Below are 20,381 nucleotides of genomic sequence, written 5' to 3'. Positions count from 1 at the left end.
CGTTTCTCTCACGAACCCTGCGGCTGCCGTGCCGCCGCCTCCGACAGGCGGGGGCCCATCGGCAGGAACGTCGACCACTCGGCGGGAACGGGCGTGGGGGTGACCTTCTCGTAGCCGAGGCGGGTCTGCGCGATCTCGGCCTCGCTCAACTCCTGCTTGCGCTGCGCGGCCGTGGTGCCGATGCCGCTGTCGTCGGTGGCGCTGTCGCTGTTGGACTGCAGGGCGTAGCGCAGGCCGGTGTCGGTGACCAGGAAGACCGGGCCCGCCTTCGCCTCGGTGCCCTTGACCTGGCGGAAGAGCTGGCCGGAACCGGCGGTGACGTACGCGCTGGAGGAGCCGGTGGGCAGCTGCGCCGGGTAGTCGGTGCCGACCCAGGTGGAGAGGGTGGTCTTGTTGTCCGCGCCGACCGAACGCAGCACATTGCAGACGGTGTTGGGGCCGCTGGTGGCGCTGGTGCCGTCGTTGACCGTCTTCGGCTTGTACGTCGGCCAGTTCTTGTCCGCGTCGAACGTCGTACTGTCGGCGACCGCGCCGGGGCTGACCTGCTGGGCCTCGCCCGCCTGGCCGACGTCGACGAGGTCGCCGCTGTTGAGCAGGAGCGTGGCGGTGAACTCGGAGATACGGGCCACCTTGCCGGGCAGCACCACGTAGTACTGCATGACCTGGCCTGCGTAGGCCTTGATGACCTCGCCGACCTTGTCGTAGTCCCCCAGGAGGGTGGACGCGTCGGCCTTCGTGCCCGGGGTGCCGCCGGTGATCTTCGGGATGGAGATCTCGTCGCCCTTGTGGAGGGTGTCGAGCCATTCCTGGGACACGCGTTGCGGGGCGCGGCCGCGGGTGTCGAGGGCCTTGAGGAGTTCGGTGTCCGAGGGATCGGCGATCTTGTAGGCGGTGCCCTGGGCGTCGACCACGTACCGGGTCTTGCCGTCCGGGGCCACGACGTACATCAGGTCTCCGCCGGAGAGCCTGCCGGTGCCCTCCGTCTTCGGCCACTCCTTCTTCGCGAGGACGAACGTCGCCTTCTGGATGGCGCGTCCGCCGGCGCTGGGGCGCTCGCACACGGCCCAGCGCTTGGCGGCCTCGGCCTCGTCGGAGGAGGGGAGGCGGTCGGGGGCGTAGGGGATGCCGATGGTGGCGCCGTGCGGGAGCTTGCCGTTGTCGAGGACGTTCTCGTCGACGGTGATGACGCTGGACTTGTTCGGATCCAGGAGGAGTTTGGCGGAGGCCATGTTGAGGACCGGGTGCAGCTGCTTCTGCTTGTTCTTGCCGGTGGTCAGCACCACGTACCGGGTGGTCGACTTGCTCGCGACGATGACGTGCGACTCGACATCGGCCCACCCCTGGGGAGCCGTCGGCTTGAACATGCCGATACCGCCGAACACCGCGAGGATCACCACGCCGACGATGACACCGGGCACCAGCGCGCCCAGCGGTTTCGGAGCGCCTTCTTCCGAGCCCGTCGGGGACGGCTGCAGGAAGGACGCGAGCGTACGGCGCTTCGCGAAGGTGTAGGCGTTGAGTTCGTCGCGCCGTGATGCCATCTGTGTCCGCTCTCTCCCCGTGCGGAGCCGTGGAGGACCTGTGGAGATACGTCCACTGCCCCCGATTGCCTCTGATACCTCTGGTGTCAGACCCGCCCCCTACTATGCCTGTTGCGTGGGTGTGCTTGTGTCACGGGTAGGGTGCTCGGGCCCTGAGAGGACCGGCGCGCAGGGAACATCGCAGGGATTTCGGGAGAGTTCGGGGGTTTTGGAGTGATGGCTGCCGCAACGCGGAACCGGTCGCGATCGCAATCAGCGGCCGGCGCAGATCGCGTGAGCGTTTCGGGTCCGTATCGCGGCGCCTTCACGCCGCATCTGAAGTCGCGTTCGGGGCGCGGGGGTTCGTTCACGACCCAGCGGCTGGTGCTGCTGGAGGTCGCGGCGGCGCTCGTGGTCTCCGGCTGGCTCGTCGGCCCGGTCGCGCTCGTGCCCGCGGCCGCGGTCGCCGCCCTCCTCGTGGTCCTCGCTGTCGTACGACGCCGGGGGCGCTCCCTGCCGGAGTGGCTGGGCACGCTGCTGGCGCTGCGGTCCCGGGTGCGGCGGGCCGCCAACACCCCGGTGCCGCCCGGGACGGACGCCGGTCTCGCGCCCGCCGTGGAGTGCGACCCGAGCCTGCGGACGTACAGCTACCACCGCGGTGACGACCGCGACCAGCGGCCGGTCGGGATGATCGGCGACGGCGACTTCCTCACCGCGGTGCTCCAAGTGGAGTCGGACGCGGGCGCGTTGCGTGCCGAGCGCGGGCGCAGACCGCTGCCCGTGGGGCTGGTCCGGGACGCCCTCGAAGTCGACGGCATCCGCCTCGAATCGGCGCAGATCGTGGTGCACACCCAGCCCGCGCCCGCACTGCATCTGCCCCAGCAGTCGGTCGTGGTGAGCAACTACGCGCCGCTGCAGGCCCAGACGGGCTCCCCCGCCGTCCGTATCACCTGGATCGCGCTGAAGCTCGACCCGGAGCTGTGCCCCGAGGCGGTGGCCGCGCGCGGGGGCGGACTCGTCGGGGCGCAGAAGTGCCTGGTGCGGTCGGCGGAGCATCTGTCGAGCCGGCTGTCCGGGGCCGGTCTGCGCGCCAACGTGCTCACCGAGGAGGAGCTGACGGCCGCGATCGCCACCTCCGCGTGCGCCAACCCGATGGTGACCGCGCAGGCCGGGCGGAGCGAGGCACCGCAGCGGCGGACCGAGGAGTCCAGCCGCAGTTGGCGCTGCGACAACCGCCGGCACACCACCTACTGGGTGCGCCGCTGGCCCCAACTGGGCGAGTCCGGCACCTCGTTGGCACAGCTCGTGGCCCAACTCACGGCGGTGCCCGCGCTGGCGACGACCTTCAGCCTGACCCTGGCCCGCGGCGAGCGGCAGGACGTGGCGCTCACCGGACATCTGCGCATCACCGGCCGCAGCAACCAGGAACTGACCGACGCCCGGCGCGAGTTGGAGCACGCGGCTCGGCAGTCGCGTACCGGCCTGGCCCGCCTCGACCGCGAACAACTCCCCGGCGTCCTCGCCACGTTGCCTCTCGGAGGTGCCCGCTGATGACCGTGACGACCATGACGAACACAGAGCCCGGGACCACCGGCATCGCCTCGCGGCTGCGCACCGGCTTCGGCCTGCTCGGCCCCCGCCACCCCCGGCACGCACTGCCCGTCGACCAGGTGGAGGCACTGTCCCTGCCCATCGGGGACGACGGCGTGGTCGTGGGCATCGACCCCGAGGGCAAGCCGGCCGTGCTCGGGGTCAACCGCCCGACGCCGTACGACATCCTGCTCATCAGCGGCCTGTGGACGGCCCAGGTGCTGGCGCTGCGCGCGGCGGCCACGGGCGCACGCGTCGCCGTCGAGACCGGACGGCCGCAGGCCTGGATGCAGATGGTGCACGCGATGGGCGGCGGACAGAACGGCCTCGCGGTGTACGACGTCGGCCGCGTCCCCCCGCAGGGCGCCTCCGCCGGCACGCCCGTGCTGGTGGTGCGGGACTGCGGTATGCGGCCCCCGCGCGGGCGGGTGACGTCGGCGCCCTGGCAGTCCGTGCTGACCCTGCTGCCGTATCTCAGCCCGGTGGCGCCCCGGTTGATGCGCCAGGCGCGGCTGGTGGGTGTGCAGCGGGTGTCGCCGGACGAGGCGGCCGAGATCGGGCGCGTGATCGGACTGCCGCGCGCCGACCTGGAGTCACTGCCGACGCTGCCCGAAGGCGTCACGCTGTGGTGCACGGAGCGGGACCGGCAGTACGTGATGACCCAGCCGACGGACGCCGAGGTCGGACTGCTGGGCGCGGCCCGCCGCATGGACTGACGGCGGACTGACGGCGGAGCGACGGCGGGCCGACGGACCGCCGCCGGTGGGGTGGATCCGGCGGATCGAAGTGCCCGAGCTGTCGCGATTGGTCGATTTCCAGGGGGATTTGGTCCGCTATCTCCGGTCTCGATCGTGTGGGTGTGCACGAAGGGATGGGCGGGCCTGCCGAGTCCACGGTTTTGGTGATTAGGCTGGGACAGGGCACGTCACGAGTATCCGCGAGCGGGTGGTGCGTCGCCCAGGGCAGGGGCTCAGGGGGACGACCCGGCGCATCGGACATTCGGATGTCACGAACGGTCGCCCCAGCACGGCATGAGGGTGCTCGACCACACCAGGAGGAATTGTGAGCAGCGATCGGGACGGGATCCGCGGGGGCTGGGCCACGCCCGGCGATGACCAGCCCGATGACGAGTCCGCCATCGAGATGACGGGCGAGTTCACGATCGACTACGCCCCGCCGGCCTGGTACACGCAGAACTCGTCGGGCACGCCCGCGCAGGCATCGCCGACGCCCGCGCCACCCGCACCGCCTGCGGCACCCGCGACGCCGACGTCGACTCCGGCGAACGGTACGGCCACGCCGCCCCCGCCGCCGTCCCCGGTCGGCCTCCCGTTCTCGACACCGGCGCTGCCGAGCAACGCCGGTTTCCCGTCCGCCTGGACAGCCGCGGCCCTGGTCTCCGACGAGGACGACGAGGACGCGGACCACGGCGACCTCGTGAGCGGTGCGACCATGCGGATCTCGGCCGCCTCGTTGAAGCGGGAGATCACAGAGCAAGGCGGGGTGACCGGGCCCACGTCGGAACCGAACGGCGCGGAGGCCCCGGTGGCTGCGACTCCGGTTCCAGCACCGGCCGAGGGCTCTGCGGGCCATGCCCCTGGCGCGCAATCAGGCTCAGGGGACGAGGAGTTCGAGGGTTCCGCAGGTTCCGAGGGTGAGGTGCCCGGCGGGGTGCTTCCGGCCGACGGCGAAACGGCGGAGGCCCCGGCGAACGGTGACACCGAGAGCCCCGACGCCGCCGAGGTGTCCACTCAGGAGGCGGACGACGCGGTCGACGACCCGGAGAGCGCGAACCCGGCCGATGCCGAGGACGAAGGCACCGACGACACCTCAACATCCGCCACCGCCTCCACGGACGAGCCGAGCGACACCCACGCCCCGGCCTCCGCACCCGAGGCCGATTCCCCGCAGCCCGCTGCCGCCCCGGCCACCGATCCGGCCAAGGGTGCCCCCAGCGACGTACCGGACCTTCCGCCCGCCTGGTCGCGCCCGCCGGCCCCGCAGAGCGAGGTCCCGCCCCTGCCGCCGTCCTACCAACCCGCCGCCCCGGCCCCGGCCGACCAGTGGCCGGCACAGCCGCAACCTCAGCCCCAGACCCAGGCCCAGCAGCCCCCGGCCCTGAACCCCGCGCCGCCCCAGCCGCCGTCGCCGCCCCAGCAGCAGCCCGCGTTCCAGCAGCCGCAGGCACCCCAGACACCCCAGCCCGCACCGGCCGCATGGCACACCCCCGCTCCACAGGGCCCGCCGCAGAGCGGCTACGGCTTCCCCCAGCCCCCGGCACCGCAGAACCAGCCGGGCACCCCGCCCAACCAACAGGGCAGCTACGGCTTCCCGCCGCCCGCGCCGCAGGACCGGCAAGGCGCCCCGCACGCCGGGCCCGGGCCCGTCCCGCAGGACCAGCAGGGCGGTTACGGCTTCCCGCCGCCGCCCGGTCAGCAGGGTGGCTACGGCTTTCCCCAGGCCCCCGCGCAGGAGGCACCCCGCCCCGGCTTCGCCCCGGAGTCCTGGTCCGACGCGCCGCAGCCCCCGCACGCGCCCCCCAACCCACAGCACAACCCACAGTCGGCGGGCGATCCGCGGCACCCCGGTCTGCCCCCGCAGGCGCAGCCGCAACCGCTGCCGCCGCAGGCTCACCCCCAGGCTCCCTCCACGCCCCCGGTCGACCCCCGCACCGGTGCCGCCTGGCCGCAGCCCATGCAGCACGACCACCGGCAGCCGGTCAACCCCGGTGCCGCGCCGCTGGGTTACACCGCCGCCGTGGAACTGTCCTCGGACCGGCTGCTCAACAACAAGAAGCAGAAGGCGAAGAGCGGCCGGCCGGGTGCCGGGTCCTCGCGGTTCAAGCTGGGCGGCAAGAAGGAAGAGGCCGAGCGGCAGCGGAAGTTGGAGCTGATCCGCACGCCCGTGCTGTCCTGCTACCGGATCGCGGTCATCAGCCTCAAGGGTGGTGTCGGCAAGACCACGACCACCACCGCGCTGGGCTCGACCCTCGCCACCGAGCGCCAGGACAAGATCCTCGCGATCGACGCCAACCCGGACGCCGGCACGCTCGGCCGCCGGGTGCGTCGCGAGACCGGTGCCACCATCCGCGATCTGGTCCAGGCGATCCCGTACCTCAACTCGTACATGGACATCCGCCGGTTCACGTCCCAGGCGCCCTCCGGTCTGGAGATCATCGCCAACGACGTCGACCCGGCCGTCTCGACGACCTTCAACGACGAGGACTACCGGCGCGCGATCGACGTGCTGGGCAAGCAGTACCCGATCATCCTCACCGACTCCGGTACCGGTCTGCTCTACAGCGCCATGCGCGGTGTGCTGGACCTCGCCGACCAGCTCATCATCATCTCGACGCCGTCCGTGGACGGTGCGAGCAGCGCGAGTACGACGCTGGACTGGCTGTCGGCGCACGGGTACGCGGACCTCGTGTCGCGCTCGCTCACCGTCATCTCGGGGGTGCGCGAGACCGGCAAGACGATCAAGGTGGAGGACATCGTCAGCCACTTCGAGACGCGCTGCCGGGGTGTCGTGGTGGTGCCGTTCGACGAGCATCTCGCCGCCGGTGCGGAGGTCGACCTCGACATGATGCGGCCGAAGGTCCGGGAGTCGTACTTCCACCTCGCGGCCCTGGTCGCCGAGGACTTCGTCCGCCACCAGCAGATGCACGGCCTGTGGACGAGCGACGGCAACCCCCCGCCGGTGCTGGCCCCGCCGATGCCGGGCCAGCAGGGTTACCCGGGAGCGCAGGGCTACCCCGGTCAGCAGGGCTATCCGGCGCAGCAGCAGCCGTACCCGGGCCAGCCCGCTCCCGGCCAGCAGCAGCCGTACCCCCCGCAGCAACCCCAACCGCAGCCGGGCCGGCAGCCGTACGGTCAGCAGCCCTACCCGCAGCACCCGGGACAGCAGGCCCAGCAGCCGTACCCGCAGCACCCCGGTTACCCCCAGCAGGACGGTGGCCAGGTTCCGCCTCCCCCGCCGTCCGCACCCCCGCAGCAGTAGCCGAACGCCGAAGGGCGGCCGGTGCCCACAAGCACCGGCCGCCCTTCGGCGTCGTAGAAACGAGAGTGGTTACCCGGCGTCGGCCGAGATCAGCTCCCGGCAGCGCTTCACGTCCTGGGCGATCTGCTCCAGCAGGCCCTCCAGCGACTCGAACTTCGCCTGGCCGCGCACGAAGGCGAGGAAGTCGACGGCGACGTGCAGGCCGTAGAGGTCGAGGCCGACGCGGTCGATGGCGTAGGCCTCGACCGTGCGCTCGGTGCCGTCGAACTGCGGGTTCGTGCCGACGGAGATCGCGGCCGGCATGGCCTCGCCCTCGACATGGAGGTAACCGGCGTAGACGCCGTCCGCCGGGATCGCCGTGTGGGGCAGGGTCTCGACGTTGGCCGTCGGGAAGCCCATTTCGCGACCGCGCTGGGCGCCGCGTACCACGACACCCTCGACCCGGTGGGGACGGCCGAGAATCTCGCGGGCGCCCTCGACGTCGCCCTCGGCGACCAGCCGCCTGGTCAGTGTGGAGGAGAAGGGCTCGCCACCGCCCGCCGCACCGCTCACGTAAAGATCCACCACCTCTACCTCGAAGTCGTATGTCCGGCCCTGCTCGATCAGGAAGGCCACATTGCCCGCGGCCTTGTGGCCGAAGCGGAAGTTGGGGCCCTCCACGACCGCTTTCGCGTGCAGCTTGTCCACCAGGACCTTGACCACGAAGTCGGCCGGGGACAGCTTGGAGAACTCTTTGGTGAACGGCAGGATCAGCGCCGCGTCGACACCCAGCTCGGCCATCAGTTCGGCACGGCGGTGGTGCGGGGCGAGCAGCGGGGGGTGGCTGCCGGGGCGCACGACCTCGCTGGGGTGCGGGTCGAAGGTGACGACGACGGAGGGAACGCCCAGCTCACGGGCGCGTTCCACGGCATGCCGGATGATCAGCTGGTGCCCGCGGTGGACCCCGTCATAAGAACCGATGGTGACGACGCTGCGCCCCCAGTCCTCGGGGATGTCCTCCAAGCCACGCCAGCGCTGCACTGTGACCGCTCCTCATCGAACCCGTGTCCGGATGTAGACCTGTGTCGTTGACCTCTTACGCAGGTCTAAGGGTGCCATGCCGGGGGCTTCCGGCCCGCATCGGCATGGTGGCTGTGACCGGGCGCACGTACGAAGGCGGCTAGGCGGGAACCCCCACTCCGGCCAGGTTCTCGATCATGCGTCGCGTGCTGGGTCCGACCACCGCGGCCCAGTCCTCCGGGGTGTCCGCGAGCCAGCGGGCCATCAGGGCGGCGAAACCCGGCACCTGGCGGCCGAGGTCGACGAGCCCGCGGTCGAAACGGGTCGCTCCGGCGGGGGTGCGGACGAGCAGCCGCCCGGTCCGGTGGACGAGGTCGCGGAGCCCGTCGTCGTCGCGCCGGGCCGCCGCGTGCAGCAGCGCGTCCAGGACGGCGGGGTCGTGCTCGTGCGCGAGCAGGAACTCCAGGAGTTCGCGGCGCAGCGGCCGCGAGGCGGGGGCGCCGGGCGCGGCGAGCACGGCGGCGAGGACCGTCCGCACCGGTTCCGGGCCGCCGTCGAGCAGGCCGGTGACCAGGGGGAGGAGGACGGCCCGTGCGGTGGGTCCGTGGTCGAGGCACCGGTCGACGTAGACCCCGAGGTGGGCGGCCGTCTCCGGCCACCGTACGACGGTCTCGCGGACCAGGGCGGCGGCCCGGCGGGCGAGGGCGGGGGTCGTGACGTCCGCGAGTGTGCGGACCGCCTCGCCCGCGTCCGGTCCGTGCAGCCGGGCCCGGAAGGCTTCGAGGACGGGGGCGGAGTGGGTGGTGAGGGCGGCGGCCAGCGCGCTCGGCGGGAACTGCGGGTCGCCGGACGCGAAGTGCCGCAGCGCCTGCGGGAGATGGCGGGCGCGGGTGTGCGGATCGCGGACGAGGAGGGCGAGTGCGCCGCCGTGCAGGGAGCGGTCGGCGGGCCGGGCCAGCAGGAACTGGGCGGCATAGCGCAGGAGTTCACGGTCTGCCTCGGTCCGTACGTGCGGTGCGGCCCGCAGCCCGTACGCCACCGCCGCCACCCGCCGCCCCGGCCGCTCGTCGTGCGCCCACCGGTCCACGGCCCGGCACACGGCCGACGGCTCCTCCTCGGCGAGCACGGCGAGGAGTTCGTCGGCCCGCCCGTGCGCACAGCCGACCAGCACCTCGGTCAGATCGTCCAGCGCCCGCCGCCGATGCGTGTGCAGCAGGGCCTGCGCGGCCGTCGCCACCGTCGCGTGCGGGGTCGCGGGCAACGGCCGCTCGTCGTCGAACCACCGCGTCAGCAGCGGCTGTACGGCGGCGGGGTCGGCGGCGAGCAACTCGGCGGCGGTGTCCAGGAATCGGGGCCCGCCGCCGTCCTGCGGAGCACCGTCGGCGAGCACCAGCCGCCGCAGCAACTCGAACCGCTCGGCCTCCGGCAGCGCGAGCGAGGTCCAGAACTCCGGCCCGAACTCCGCCGGTACGTCGCCCTGTTGCTGCCGTCGCCCCACCAACTGGTCGGCGAGCAGCCGCAGTACACCGGTGTACGGCGCCGCGTCGGGCATCCGTACCAGCACCTCCGCGAGCAGCCGCGCGGCCCACCAGGAGTGCGGGTCGGCGTCGAGAGCCTGCGCCAACTCCTTGAGCCTCAGCGCGAGTTGGCCGGTCCCGTGCTCGCGGGCGAGGAGCAGCAGGGCCTGGACGACGGGGCCGATGCGGTGGTGCGGGACGGGGAGGAGATGCGCGGCCCGCTGGGTGCGCGGGCGGTGCACGAGAGCGTGCAGCGCCTCGTCGAGGTCGAGGTGCGTGCCCTGGATCCAGTCGGCCAACTCCTCGTGGGCGAAGCGGTATCCACTGCCGGCCGGCACGAGGAGCCCCTCGGTGAGGACGGCGGACGCCCACCCGGTACCGCCCCCGAGCCGCGCCGGCGCCGGCCCCCACGGGAACACCGCCTCGAACGCCTCCCGGCCCAACTCCCCCTGCCCCGGCCCGAGACTGCGCCGCGCCGCCTCGTGCACCTGCCCGGACACCTTGGCGGCGAGCCGTCGTACGGCGGTGCCGCGCAGGCCGTTCTCGGCGGCGAGGCGGACGGCGATGCGGAGGCACATGAGGTCGAGGTAGGCCGCGAACACGTCGTCGCGGTGGAGTGGGGCAGCGGGGGCGGTGGGCATTGCGGCGAGCACCTCGGAGAGGAGGCGGAGGGTGAGGGGGTGACGAGAGTCGGGGTCGGCGAGGGCGTCCTCGGGGACGGCGTAGGCTGCGCGGGCCTGTCGGGCTTCGTCGTCCCGCAGGTCACCCAGGCGCACGCAACTCTCCGAGGTGTCCCCTCCGTACAGCAACTCCCTTGAAAACCCCGCCCCTTCCCAGTACTCCACCCCGCACCCCACCACCAACCGCGCCCCGCTCTCCCGCAGCCACTCCCCCGTCCCCCGGGTCCACTCCTCCAGCCGGTGGGCCAGCACGGGCGGCATCTCCTCGGGCCCGTCGAGAAGCAGCAGCAGCGGCCTCCCGGCGTCGCCCGCGACCCGCGCCAGCCGCTCCGGGCCGACGTCTCCGAGGCCGCCGGGCAGGGCGACGGACGCGGCCAGGATGCGGGCCGCCCGCTCCACCGTCCGCCGTACCGCGTCCGCCACCGACGCGTCGCCGTCGCGCAGATCGGCGCCGCGCAGCCAGAGCGTGGGGGCCGGTTCCGCTCCGCCGCCGCGCCTGGCGGCGAACGCCGCGAGTTCCGTCGTACGGCCGCTGCCCGGGGGCCCGACGAGGCCGAGCACCGCGGCCGGGCTCGCGGTGAAGCGGGCGAACTCCCTTGCCACCGCAGGGCGTTCGACCGGCTGCGGCACGTATGAGCCGTCGCGGTCGCGGCCGACGAAGCCCGCGAGTGTGCCGGGCGGGCCGTCCGAGCCCACCGAGGTGGCCGTCAGTTCCAGCACGCCCGCCAGATTGAGGTCGGCGCCGTACGCGGGCACGGTCGCCGCGTTGCGGGCGAGGAGTTCGGCCAGGGGGCCGTCGGGCGCGCGCAGGGGTACCGCGAAGCCCGTGTCCCGTTGGCCGGACTGCAGCGCTGTGCCGAGAACGGCGACCACCGCGCCGGTCACCGTGTCGAGGACCGGTCCGCCGGCCGCTCCGCCGCCCAGCCGCAGTGCGTCCCGGCCGGACGTGCCGATCGCCAACTCCAGTGCGTCGTCGAGGAGATGGAAGCGGTCGGTGGCCGTATACGTGACGGAGGTCGCGCCCAGGACGCGGGCCTCGCGCCAGCAGCCCGCGGCGATCCGGACGTAGGTACCGGTCTCGATCCGGTCCCGGACGGTGACGGGGAGCGGGTCGACGCCGAGTCCCTCGGTGCGGACGAGGGCCAGGTCGAGGTCGGGCAGCGGGGTCACCGCGTCGGCGGTCACCAGGCAGCTGCGGTCGCCGGCGGCGTGCAGGACGAGCCGGGGCAGTCCGTCGACGGCCTCGTGGCTGGTGATCACCGTGCCGTGGTGGTCGGCGACGAATCCGGTGCCGCGCGGGCGTCCGGCCAGATCGCGGATCCGCACGAGGCGCTCCGCTGGGGCCGCGATGTGCCGTCGTTCCTCTGCGGCGCCGTCGTGGTTGGTCGCGCAGTTCCCCGCGCCCCTTTGGGGCGCTGTCGCATCGCCCCCGGTGGATCGCCGCGGGCCCCGTCCCACCATGGTCGAACCTCCCCGCTGTACCCCTGCCCTGTGTTCGACGGTAGGCGTGGCGTGATCGGCGGGACAGATCGCGTGGTGAACGCGCCCCCTTCCGCTCCCTCGGTTCACTCCGAGCGCCTGCCCAGGTGGGTGAATAGACGCGGAGCGTTGGATACACCCTAGGGGTGGGGGAACCGAGGGGGGACCGTGGAGCGGCGGGAACGTGGACCCCGTGACCGCCGCTCCACGGGCGGGAGTTGAGCCCCCGGAGAAGTCTCCGGGGGTGTCACTCAGGCGAAGACGGCGAGGCTCTTGGCCTTGCCCTTCTGCTCCTCGACGAGCGCCAGGAAGCGCCCCTCGGGGTCGAAGACGCCGACCGCGCCGACGCCCGTGTACTCCTCGGGGATGTCCAGGCGGACTCCGTTGAGCAGCAGCTTGGCCCGCCGCTCGTCCACCGACCAGCGCGGGAACGCGGCTTCGGCGGCCTCCGCGATCGGCATCACGGTCAGCTCCTCCTGGAGCTGGTCCAGGGTCCTGGCCGAGTCCAGCTTGTACGGGCCGACGCGGGTGCGGCGCAGGGCGGTCAGGTGGCCGCCCACGCCGAGGTCCGCGCCCAGGTCGCGGGCGAGCGCCCGGATGTAGGTGCCGGACGAGCAGACCACCGAGACCACCAGGTCCAGGACGGGGGTGCCGTCCTCGGCGACGGCGTCCCGGACGTCGTAGACCGCGAAGGAGGAGATGGTGACGGGGCGGGCGGGGATCTCGAAGTCCTCGCCGTCGCGGGCCCGTTTGTAGGAGCGCACACCGTTGATCTTGATGGCGCTGACTTTGGAAGGGACCTGCATGATCTGGCCGCTGAGCTTGGCGATCCCGGCGTCGACGGCCTCGCGGGTGACCTTCGAGGCGTCGACCGACCCCGTGATCTCGCCCTCGGCGTCGTCGGTCAGGGTGTTCTGGCCCAGGCGGATCGTGCCCAGGTACTCCTTCTCCGTCAGCGCGAGATGGCCGAGGAGCTTTGTCGCCTTCTCGACACCGAGGACGAGTACGCCCGTGGCCATGGGGTCGAGGGTGCCGGCGTGCCCGACGCGGCGGGTGCGGGCGATGCCGCGCATCTTGGCGACCACGTCGTGCGAGGTGAAGCCCGACGGCTTGTCCACGATGACAAGGCCGTCGGGCGTCTGGGTCTTCTGCGTCATTCGGCGGCGTCGTCCTCGTCGTCGTCCTCGCCCGGCTTCTTGTACGGGTCGGCGTCACCGGCGTAGGCGGCGCCCGCCGAGACCTCGCGCACCTTCTCGTCGGACTGCCGGGCCTTGTCGAGGAGGTCCTCGATGGTCTTGGCGGTGTCCGGCAGGGCGTCCGCGACGAAGGTGAGGGTCGGCGTGAACTTCACGCCGGCCGCGGCACCCACGGCCGAGCGGAGCACGCCCTTGGCGCTCTCCAGACCGGCGGCCGCCTCGGCCCGCACCTCGTCGTCCCCGTACACCGTGTAGAAGACGGTCGCCTCCCGCAGGTCACCCGTCACCCGGGTGTCCGTGATGGTGACGTGCGTGCCGAGCCGCGGATCCTTGATCCCGCGCTGCAGCTTCTTGGCCACCACCTCTCGGATGAGGTCCGCCAGCCTCTTGGCGCGCGCGTTGTCGGCCACTGGTCCGTCTCCTTAGTAACTACGTCTTGCTGCTTGCTTCAGTCTTCGTCGCTGTGGAGCCTGCGTCGAACCGAGAGCAGTTCCACCTCGGGCCGCCCGGCGACGAGTCGCTCGCAGCGGTCCAGTACGTCGGTGAGGTGTCCCGTGTCCCCGGAGACCACCGCGAGCCCGATCTCGGCCCTGCGATGAAGGTCCTGGTTGCCCGTCTCGGCCGCGCTCACCGCGTACTTGCGCTGGAGTTCGGCCACGATCGGACGGACGAGAGAGCGTTTCTCCTTCAGCGAGTGGACGTCGCCGAGGAGCAGATCGAAGGACAGAGTCCCCACATACATGTGTGTCCGGATGTCCCGCCGGTTCGGGGTATGGGCGCCGGTCTCGGACGCCGATACAGGAACCGTACACGCAACGGCCGGGGCCGATCGACGGAATTCTCTCCCGCCGACCGGCCCCGATCGCGTGCTGTGACGGTCAGCCGCGAGGCTTCTCGCGCATCTCGTACGTCGCGATGACGTCGTCGACCTTGATGTCGTTGAAGTTGCCGAGGTTGATACCGCCCTCGAACCCTTCGCGGATCTCGGTGACGTCGTCCTTGAAGCGACGCAGACCGGAGATGGTGAGGCTCTCCGCGATGACCTTGCCGTCGCGGACGAGGCGCGCCTTGGTGTTGCGCTTGACCTCTCCGGAGCGGACCAGGACACCGGCGATGTTGCCCAGCTTGGACGACTTGAAGACCTCGCGGATCTCCGCCGTACCGAGCTCGACCTCCTCGTACTCCGGCTTGAGCATGCCCTTCAGGGCCGCCTCGATCTCCTCGATGGCCTGGTAGATCACCGAGTAGTACCGGACGTCGACGCCCTCGCGCTCCGCCATCTGCGCCGCGCGGCCCGCGGCGCGGACGTTGAAGCCGATGACGATCGCGTCGGAGCCGGTCGCCAGGTCGATGTCCGACTCGGTGACCGCACCCACACCGCGGTGCAGGACGCGGATGTCGACCTCGTCGCCGACGTCGAGCTGGAGCAGCGAGGACTCAAGAGCCTCCACCGAACCGGACGCGTCGCCCTTGATGATGAGGTTGAGTTCCTGCACCAGACCGGCCTTGAGGGCCTCGTCCAGGTTCTCCAGGGAGAACCGGACTCCGCGCCGGGCGAAGTTGGCGTTGCGCTCGCGCGCCGCGCGCTTCTCGGCGATCTGACGGGCCGTGCGGTCCTCGTCGACGACGAGGAAGTTGTCGCCGGCGCCCGGGACGTTGGTGAGTCCGAGGACGAGGACCGGGGTCGAGGGACCCGCCTCTTCCACGTTGTCGCCCTTGTCGTCGAGCATCGCGCGGACACGGCCGTAGGCGTCGCCGACCACCATGGTGTCGCCGACCCGCAGGGTGCCGCGCTGGACCAGGACGGTCGCGACGGCGCCGCGGCCACGGTCCAGGTGGGACTCGATCGCGATGCCCTGCGCGTCCTGCTCCGGGTTGGCCCGCAGGTCGAGCGAGGCGTCCGCGGTGAGGACCACGGCCTCCAGCAGCTGGTCGATGTTCAGACCCTGCTTGGCGGAGATGTCGACGAACATGGTGTCGCCGCCGTACTCCTCGGCCACCAGACCGAACTCGGTGAGCTGACCGCGCACCTTGGTCGGGTCGGCGCCCTCGACGTCGATCTTGTTGACCGCGACCACGATCGGCACGTCGGCCGCCTTGGCGTGGTTCAGCGCCTCGATCGTCTGGGGCATCACACCGTCGTTGGCCGCCACCACGAGGATCGCGATGTCGGTCGACTTGGCACCACGGGCACGCATGGCGGTGAACGCCTCGTGGCCCGGGGTGTCGATGAAGGTGATCTTGCGCTCTTCGTCGTTGACCTCGGTGGTGACCTGGTACGCGCCGATGTGCTGCGTGATACCGCCGGCCTCGCCCGCGACGACGTTCGTCTTGCGGATGGTGTCCAGCAGTCGGGTCTTACCGTGGTCGACGTGACCCATGACGGTCACGACCGGCGGACGCGCGACGAGGAACTCCTCGCCACCCTCGTCCTCGCCGAACTCGATGTCGAAGGACTCAAGAAGCTCGCGGTCCTCCTCCTCCGGGCTGACGATCTCCAGGACGAAGTTCATCTCGTCCGCGAGGAGCTTCAGCGTCTCGTCGGAGACGGACTGCGTGGCAGTGACCATCTCGCCGAGGTTCATCATCACGCCGACGAGCGACGCCGGGTTGGCGTTGATCTTCTCGGCGAAGTCGGTGAGCGAGGCACCGCGCGACAGACGGACGGACTGTCCGTTGCCACGAGGCAGCATCACACCGCCGACCGACGGGGCCTGCATGGCCTCGTACTCCTGGCGCCTCTGCCGCTTCGACTTGCGACCACGACGCGCGGGACCACCGGGACGACCGAAGGCGCCCTGTGTGCCACCACGGCCACCCGGACCACCGGGACGACCGCCGAAGCCGGGACGGCCACCGCCGCCACCGGCGGGAGCACCCGGACGGCCGGCGAAACCGCCGCCACCGCCACCGGGACCCGCGGGACGACCGGCGAAACCGCCACCGCCGCCACCGGGACGACCGGCGAAGCCGCCGCCACCACCGGGACGACCGCCGCCGCCACCGGGACCGCCGGGACGACCGCCGCCGGCACCGGGACCACGGCCACCGGGGCCGCCACCGGGACGGGGGCTACCCGCAGCGGGACGCTGCGGCATCATGCCGGGGTTCGGACGGTTGCCACCGGGGCCACCGCCCGGACGCGGAGCGCCGCCCTGCGGGCGGGGCATGCCGCCGGGGGTCGGACGCGCGCCACCCGGAGCACCGGGACGGGGACCGCCCGAAGCACCCTGGGGACGGGGACCGCCCTGACCGGCACCCTGCGGACGCGGAGCGCCGCCGGGAGCACCACCCGGGCGGTCCTGGCCGCCGGGACGCGGGGCACCGGGACGGGGCGCACCGGGGCGCGCCATGCCGGTGGAGCCGCCGGAGGTGAACGGGTTGTTGCCCGGACGGGGACCGGCCGGACGAGCACCGGGGCGTGCGCCCTGGCCGCTCGGACGCGGGGCGCCGGGACGGTCGCCGCCACGCTCGGGGCGGTCGCCACGACCCTGGCCGCCCTGGCCGGGACCGGCCGGACGGGCAGCGCCCGGACGGGGCGCCTGGCTCGCCGGACGCGGGGCGCCCGGACGAGGTGCGGAGCCGCCGGTGGAGGCAGGGGCGGCCGGAGCCGCGGGAGCCGCCGGAGGCGCGGTGAACTCGGGCGCGGTGGGCGCCGGCGAGACCGGGGCGGGCCGCGGCGCGGGCCGCGGGCCCGGACGGGGGCCACCGGTGGAGGCCGGAGCCGCGGGAGCGGCCGGAGCGGCGGCAGCCGCGGCGGGGCTCTCGGCGACGACCGGCTTCGGGGCCGGCGGACGCGGCGCGGCGGGGCCCGGACGGGCACCCTGCGCCGGAGAGGGGGCTCCCGGACGGGCCGGGGCAGCCTTGCGTGCGGGGGCGGGCTTGCCGCCTCCGCTGCCCTGCTGGAGGGCGTCTGTCAGCTTGCGTACAACGGGCGCCTCGATCGTCGAGGACGCCGAACGGACAAATTCACCGAGTTCTTGGAGCTTGGCCATGACGACCTTGCTCTCCACCCCGAACTCCTTGGCGAGTTCGTATACCCGGACCTTAGCCACTTCGCTCCTTTTAGGTCCGGGTGCGTCCGGACCGTCGCTACTTCATGGGCGTACTCATCGCGTGCTCATCGAGTGCTCATCGCAATCTCGACCTACTTCCAACTCGCGGAATACCGGGCCGCACGGAGGTTCCGTACGACTCGCTCTTACGGTGTTGCCTGCTCGACGGAGAGACGCAACGTCTTTGTGTCGAGCGTTCCCTGGGCACGCAGCGCCCGTGGGAACGCCCGGCGACGTACCGCCAGGTCGAGACAGACCAGGGCGGGGTGCAGATATGCGCCCCGGCCGGGCAGCGTACCGCGATGATCGGGGACGCATTCGCCCTCGACCGCCACGATCCGCAGCAGTTCCTTCTTGGCCGCTCGCTCCCGACACCCCACACAGGTGCGTTCAGGGCATGCGCGGGCTCGCGTCCGGCCAGACACGTCTAAGTCTACCTCCCCGCACCGACCTCACCCCTTCGGGGCAAGAATCGAACGGCTGTTGTCGTGATCTAAGCCACTGGCGGCCGAGAACTATTCCCCTGGCTGGTCGGACGGCTGTTCGGTGTCCGGACGGATGTCGATTCGCCAGCCGGTGAGGCGGGCCGCAAGCCGGGCATTCTGCCCTTCCTTGCCGATCGCAAGGGACAGCTGGTAGTCCGGCACCGTCACGCGCGCGGAACGGGTCGCGAGGTCCACCACCTCGACCTTGGAGACCCGCGCCGGGGACAGCGCGTTGGCCACCATCTCGGCCGGGTCGTCCGACCAGTCGACGATGTCGATCTTCTCGCCGTGCAGCTCGCCCATCACCGCGCGCACCCGGCCGCCCATGGGGCCGATGCAGGCACCCTTGGCGTTCAGGCCGCTGCGGGTGGAGCGGACGGCGATCTTCGTACGGTGGCCGGCCTCGCGCGCGATGGCGGCGATCTCCACCGACCCGTCGGCGACCTCCGGCACCTCCATGGCGAACAGCGCCTTCACCAGGTTGGGGTGCGTACGGGACAGGGTCACGGACGGACCGCGCATGCCCTTCGCCACCCGGACGACGTACGACCGCAGGCGCAGCCCGTGCGGGTACTCCTCGCCCGGCACCTGCTCCTGCACCGGCAGGATGGCCTCCAGCTTGCCGATGTCGACGAGCACGTTCTTCGGGTCGCGGCCCTGCTGGACCACACCGGCGACGATGTCGCCCTCACGGCCGGCGAACTCGCCGAACGTCACCTCGTCCTCGGCGTCCCGCAGCCGTTGCAGGATGACCTGCTTGGCGGTGGTGGCGGCGATCCGGCCGAAGTCGGACGGGGTGTCGTCGAACTCGCGCGGCTCCTCCCCCTCCTCCAGGTCCTCGGGGTCCTCTTTCGCCCACACCGTCACATGGCCGTTCTCACGGTCGAGCACCACGCGCGCGTGGCGGCGGCTTCCCTCGGTGCGGTGGTAGGCGATGAGGAGGGCCGACTCGATCGCTCCGACCAGCAGGTCGAAGGAGATCTCCTTCTCCCGTACCAGGCCCCGCAGGGCACTCATGTCGATGTCCACGGCTACGCCTCCTCTGCGTTCTCTTCGTTGTCGTTCTTGTTCTTGCGGTTGAACTCGACCTGCACACGCGCCTTGAGGACCTCCGCGAAGGCGAGCCGCTTGGCGGTGGGCTTGCGCCCCTTCACGCCGGGCACCTCCACATCGATGCCGTCGTCGTCCACGTCGAGGATCCGGGCGACCAGCTCACCGCTCTCGGCCAGCTGGAACTTCACCAGCCGGTCGGTGGCGCGCACGTAGTGACGGTGCTCGGTCAGCTCACGCTCGGCACCGGGCGTCCCGACCTCAAGGGTGTACTCGCCCGCGCCCATCGCGTCGGTCTCGTCGAGCTTCGCGGAGAGCGCGCGGCTCACATCCGCGATCTGGTCCAGATCGGCACCCGTGTCGGAATCGACGACCACGCGCAGCACCCGCTTGCGTCCCACCGAGTCCACTTCGACCTCTTCGAGATCGAGTCCCTGGGAGCTGACGAGCGGTTCCAGCAGTACTCGCAGCCTCTCGCTCTGGGTCGTGCTCATCCGGGTGACTCCTCGGCCGCGTGTGCTGTTGTGGGTAGGGCGCGTGTCTGCTCAAAGGGTATCCGGTCCAAGGGTGTGTTGCCGTCCACGTGTGCCTCCGGCGGTGGAGCGGGGCGCCTTTGAGCTCGGATGGTTTCGGTGGTGGGGCGAGTGCGGGTCGGTGGGGGCCGGGCGCGCAGTTCCCCGCGCCCCTGGGGTGGGCACACGAGCCGGTGACATGAGTCCGAGGCATGCGCGGGTACCGTGATCACGGGCGCGCAGCCCTTCCCGTGTTTTCGTTCGTACGAGCCCCCGAGGACGATCCGCCGTGCCGTTCCCCCCACCTCCGCGCACCCTCATGGGACCGCGCAGAAGGAGCCTGCTCGCCTCGGCCGCCGGAGCCGCGCTCCTGGTGGGCTGCTCCACCGACGGCGACGACACCGAGAACACCGCGGACAGTCCCTCGGCCGCGGAACGCGCACGCGCGCGTGCGGCCTCCGACAGCGAGACCCTGCTCCAGCAGTACGACGCGGTACTCGCCGCCCACCCGACCCTCACCGACCGCCTGAACCCGCTCCGCGCGGAGGTCGTCCGGCACGCGACGGCCTTCGGAGGCAGCGGTTCCACGCCGTCTCCTACGGCCACTGCCGCGCCGTCGGCCACGGCTTCGGCCTCCGCCGTGCCCGCGACCGCGAGCGACGCCCTCGCCGGGCTGGCGGCCGCCGAGCGGAGCCTCGCCGACAAGCGGGCCAAGGCCCTGCTCGACGTACCGGGCGAGCTGGCACGGCTGCTGGCCTCGGTGGCCGCGGCCGGGGCCGGGCACGCGTATCTGCTGACGGAGGATGCCAAGTGAGCGAGGAGAAGGCCGCGGAACTGACCGCACTGCAGGCGGCCCTGGCCGCCGAACACGCGGCGGTCTACGGCTACGGCGTGGTCGGCGGCCGTATCCGTGAGGGCCGGCGCACCGAGGCCAAGGCCGCCTACGACGGACACCGCGCCCGGCGGGACGCCCTGGTCCGGGAGGTACGGGACCTGGGCGGCAAGCCGGTGGCCGCGTCGGCCGCGTACGCGCTGCCGTTCCCGGTGCCGGACTCGGCCGCCGCCGTACAACTCGCCGCGGAGCTGGAGGAACGGGTCGCCGGGGTCTACTCCGACCTGGTGCGGGCGTCGACCGGCGGGGTGCGCGGTACGGCCGCGGAGGCGCTGCGGGAAGCGGCGGTCCGGGCGGTGCGCTGGCGCGGCGGGAGCGTACCCTTCCCAGGTCTCGCCGAGCGGGCCGCGACCCCCACGGCCTCGGCGACACCCACGGCGTAACACCGCACCGGGCCGCAGGACCAT

Annotated in this window: 15 protein-coding genes; 5 read left to right on the top strand and 10 right to left on the bottom strand. The window is 72.3% G+C overall.

The window, feature by feature from the left end; all coding sequences use genetic code 11:
* Window positions 1–8: 8 nt before the first annotated feature.
* Window positions 9–1,541: a type VII secretion protein EccB gene (eccB, locus tag ACIBJH_RS15470; RefSeq protein ID WP_399117331.1), complete on the bottom strand. Its 1,533-nt coding sequence runs from the start codon at window positions 1,539–1,541 to the stop codon at window positions 9–11.
* Window positions 1,542–1,757: 216 nt separating this feature from the next.
* Here eccB and eccE point away from each other — a divergent pair, with 216 nt between their 5' ends.
* From eccE to ACIBJH_RS15455, 3 genes are all read left to right on the top strand, one after another.
* On the top strand, window positions 1,758–3,071 hold the full coding sequence (gene eccE / locus ACIBJH_RS15465) for a type VII secretion protein EccE (RefSeq protein ID WP_399117330.1): 1,314 nt from the start codon (window positions 1,758–1,760) through the stop codon (window positions 3,069–3,071).
* Window positions 3,071–3,826 carry a hypothetical protein gene (locus ACIBJH_RS15460; RefSeq protein ID WP_399117329.1) on the top strand — a complete coding sequence of 252 codons (756 nt, stop codon included), beginning with the start codon at window positions 3,071–3,073 and terminating at the stop codon, window positions 3,824–3,826. Before eccE ends, ACIBJH_RS15460 begins: the two co-directional genes overlap by 1 nt.
* 346 nt (window positions 3,827–4,172) lie before the next feature.
* Window positions 4,173–7,109 carry an SCO5717 family growth-regulating ATPase gene (locus tag ACIBJH_RS15455; RefSeq protein WP_399117328.1) on the top strand — a complete coding sequence of 979 codons (2,937 nt, stop codon included), beginning with the start codon at window positions 4,173–4,175 and terminating at the stop codon, window positions 7,107–7,109.
* A 69-nt stretch (window positions 7,110–7,178) separates the two neighbouring features.
* On the opposite strand, the gene ACIBJH_RS15450 is transcribed toward ACIBJH_RS15455, so the two are convergent.
* The 9 genes from ACIBJH_RS15450 to rimP all read right to left on the bottom strand — a co-directional run bounded on the left by ACIBJH_RS15450 (window position 7,179) and on the right by rimP (window position 19,064).
* Window positions 7,179–8,129 (bottom strand): bifunctional riboflavin kinase/FAD synthetase, encoded by a 951-nt coding sequence (locus tag ACIBJH_RS15450; RefSeq protein ID WP_200714800.1) that lies wholly within the window; start codon window positions 8,127–8,129, stop codon window positions 7,179–7,181.
* A 139-nt stretch (window positions 8,130–8,268) separates the two neighbouring features.
* A complete protein-coding gene (locus tag ACIBJH_RS15445) occupies window positions 8,269–11,631 on the bottom strand; it encodes a trypsin-like peptidase domain-containing protein (RefSeq protein ID WP_399117327.1) in 3,363 nt (1,120 codons plus the stop codon).
* 404 nt (window positions 11,632–12,035) lie between these two features.
* Window positions 12,036–12,941, bottom strand: coding sequence for a tRNA pseudouridine(55) synthase TruB (gene truB, locus ACIBJH_RS15440; protein WP_399117326.1), 906 nt, complete (start codon window positions 12,939–12,941; stop codon window positions 12,036–12,038).
* Complete coding sequence (gene rbfA, locus ACIBJH_RS15435; protein ID WP_399117325.1) at window positions 12,938–13,390, bottom strand: 30S ribosome-binding factor RbfA; 453 nt, start codon at window positions 13,388–13,390, stop codon at window positions 12,938–12,940. Before rbfA ends, truB begins: the two co-directional genes overlap by 4 nt.
* A gap of 38 nt (window positions 13,391–13,428) precedes the next feature.
* Window positions 13,429–13,722, bottom strand: a complete 294-nt coding sequence (locus tag ACIBJH_RS15430; RefSeq protein WP_018531172.1) for a DUF503 domain-containing protein — start codon at window positions 13,720–13,722, stop codon at window positions 13,429–13,431.
* Between the two features lie 136 nt (window positions 13,723–13,858).
* On the bottom strand, window positions 13,859–17,035 hold the full coding sequence (gene infB, locus ACIBJH_RS15425) for a translation initiation factor IF-2 (RefSeq protein ID WP_399117324.1): 3,177 nt from the start codon (window positions 17,033–17,035) through the stop codon (window positions 13,859–13,861).
* A 146-nt stretch (window positions 17,036–17,181) separates the two neighbouring features.
* A complete protein-coding gene (locus ACIBJH_RS15420; RefSeq protein ID WP_399117323.1) occupies window positions 17,182–17,460 on the bottom strand; it encodes a YlxR family protein in 279 nt (92 codons plus the stop codon).
* A 90-nt stretch (window positions 17,461–17,550) separates the two neighbouring features.
* Window positions 17,551–18,549 carry a transcription termination factor NusA gene (nusA, locus tag ACIBJH_RS15415; RefSeq protein ID WP_019074814.1) on the bottom strand — a complete coding sequence of 333 codons (999 nt, stop codon included), beginning with the start codon at window positions 18,547–18,549 and terminating at the stop codon, window positions 17,551–17,553.
* Between the two features lie 2 nt (window positions 18,550–18,551).
* A complete protein-coding gene (gene rimP, locus ACIBJH_RS15410) occupies window positions 18,552–19,064 on the bottom strand; it encodes a ribosome maturation factor RimP (protein WP_399117322.1) in 513 nt (170 codons plus the stop codon).
* A gap of 307 nt (window positions 19,065–19,371) precedes the next feature.
* On the opposite strand from rimP, the gene ACIBJH_RS15405 reads away from it, so the two are divergent.
* Both ACIBJH_RS15405 and ACIBJH_RS15400 read left to right on the top strand, forming a co-directional pair.
* The gene (locus tag ACIBJH_RS15405; protein ID WP_399117321.1) at window positions 19,372–19,896 is read left to right on the top strand and encodes a hypothetical protein; all 525 of its coding nucleotides are present in this window, start codon (window positions 19,372–19,374) and stop codon (window positions 19,894–19,896) included.
* A complete protein-coding gene (locus ACIBJH_RS15400; RefSeq protein WP_399117320.1) occupies window positions 19,893–20,357 on the top strand; it encodes a ferritin-like domain-containing protein in 465 nt (154 codons plus the stop codon). Before ACIBJH_RS15405 ends, ACIBJH_RS15400 begins: the two co-directional genes overlap by 4 nt.
* Window positions 20,358–20,381: the final 24 nt, after the last annotated feature.

The sequence above is a fragment of the Streptomyces sp. NPDC050548 genome (assembly GCF_044457385.1).
Taxonomy (GTDB): Bacteria; Actinomycetota; Actinomycetes; order Streptomycetales; family Streptomycetaceae; genus Streptomyces.
This window is presented reverse-complemented; position numbering and strand designations above follow the sequence as displayed.

Excerpts from the sequence above, each read along its gene's own strand:
- eccB (WP_399117331.1), bottom strand. The coding sequence starts at position 1,541 with ATGGCATCACGGCGCGACGAACTCAACGCCTACACCTTCGCGAAGCGC.
- ACIBJH_RS15460 (WP_399117329.1), top strand. The coding sequence starts at position 3,071 with ATGACCGTGACGACCATGACGAACACAGAGCCCGGGACCACCGGCATC.
- truB (WP_399117326.1), bottom strand. The coding sequence starts at position 12,941 with ATGACGCAGAAGACCCAGACGCCCGACGGCCTTGTCATCGTGGACAAG.
- eccE (WP_399117330.1), top strand. The coding sequence starts at position 1,758 with ATGGCTGCCGCAACGCGGAACCGGTCGCGATCGCAATCAGCGGCCGGC.
- ACIBJH_RS15430 (WP_018531172.1), bottom strand. The coding sequence starts at position 13,722 with ATGTATGTGGGGACTCTGTCCTTCGATCTGCTCCTCGGCGACGTCCAC.
- rimP (WP_399117322.1), bottom strand. The coding sequence starts at position 19,064 with ATGAGCACGACCCAGAGCGAGAGGCTGCGAGTACTGCTGGAACCGCTC.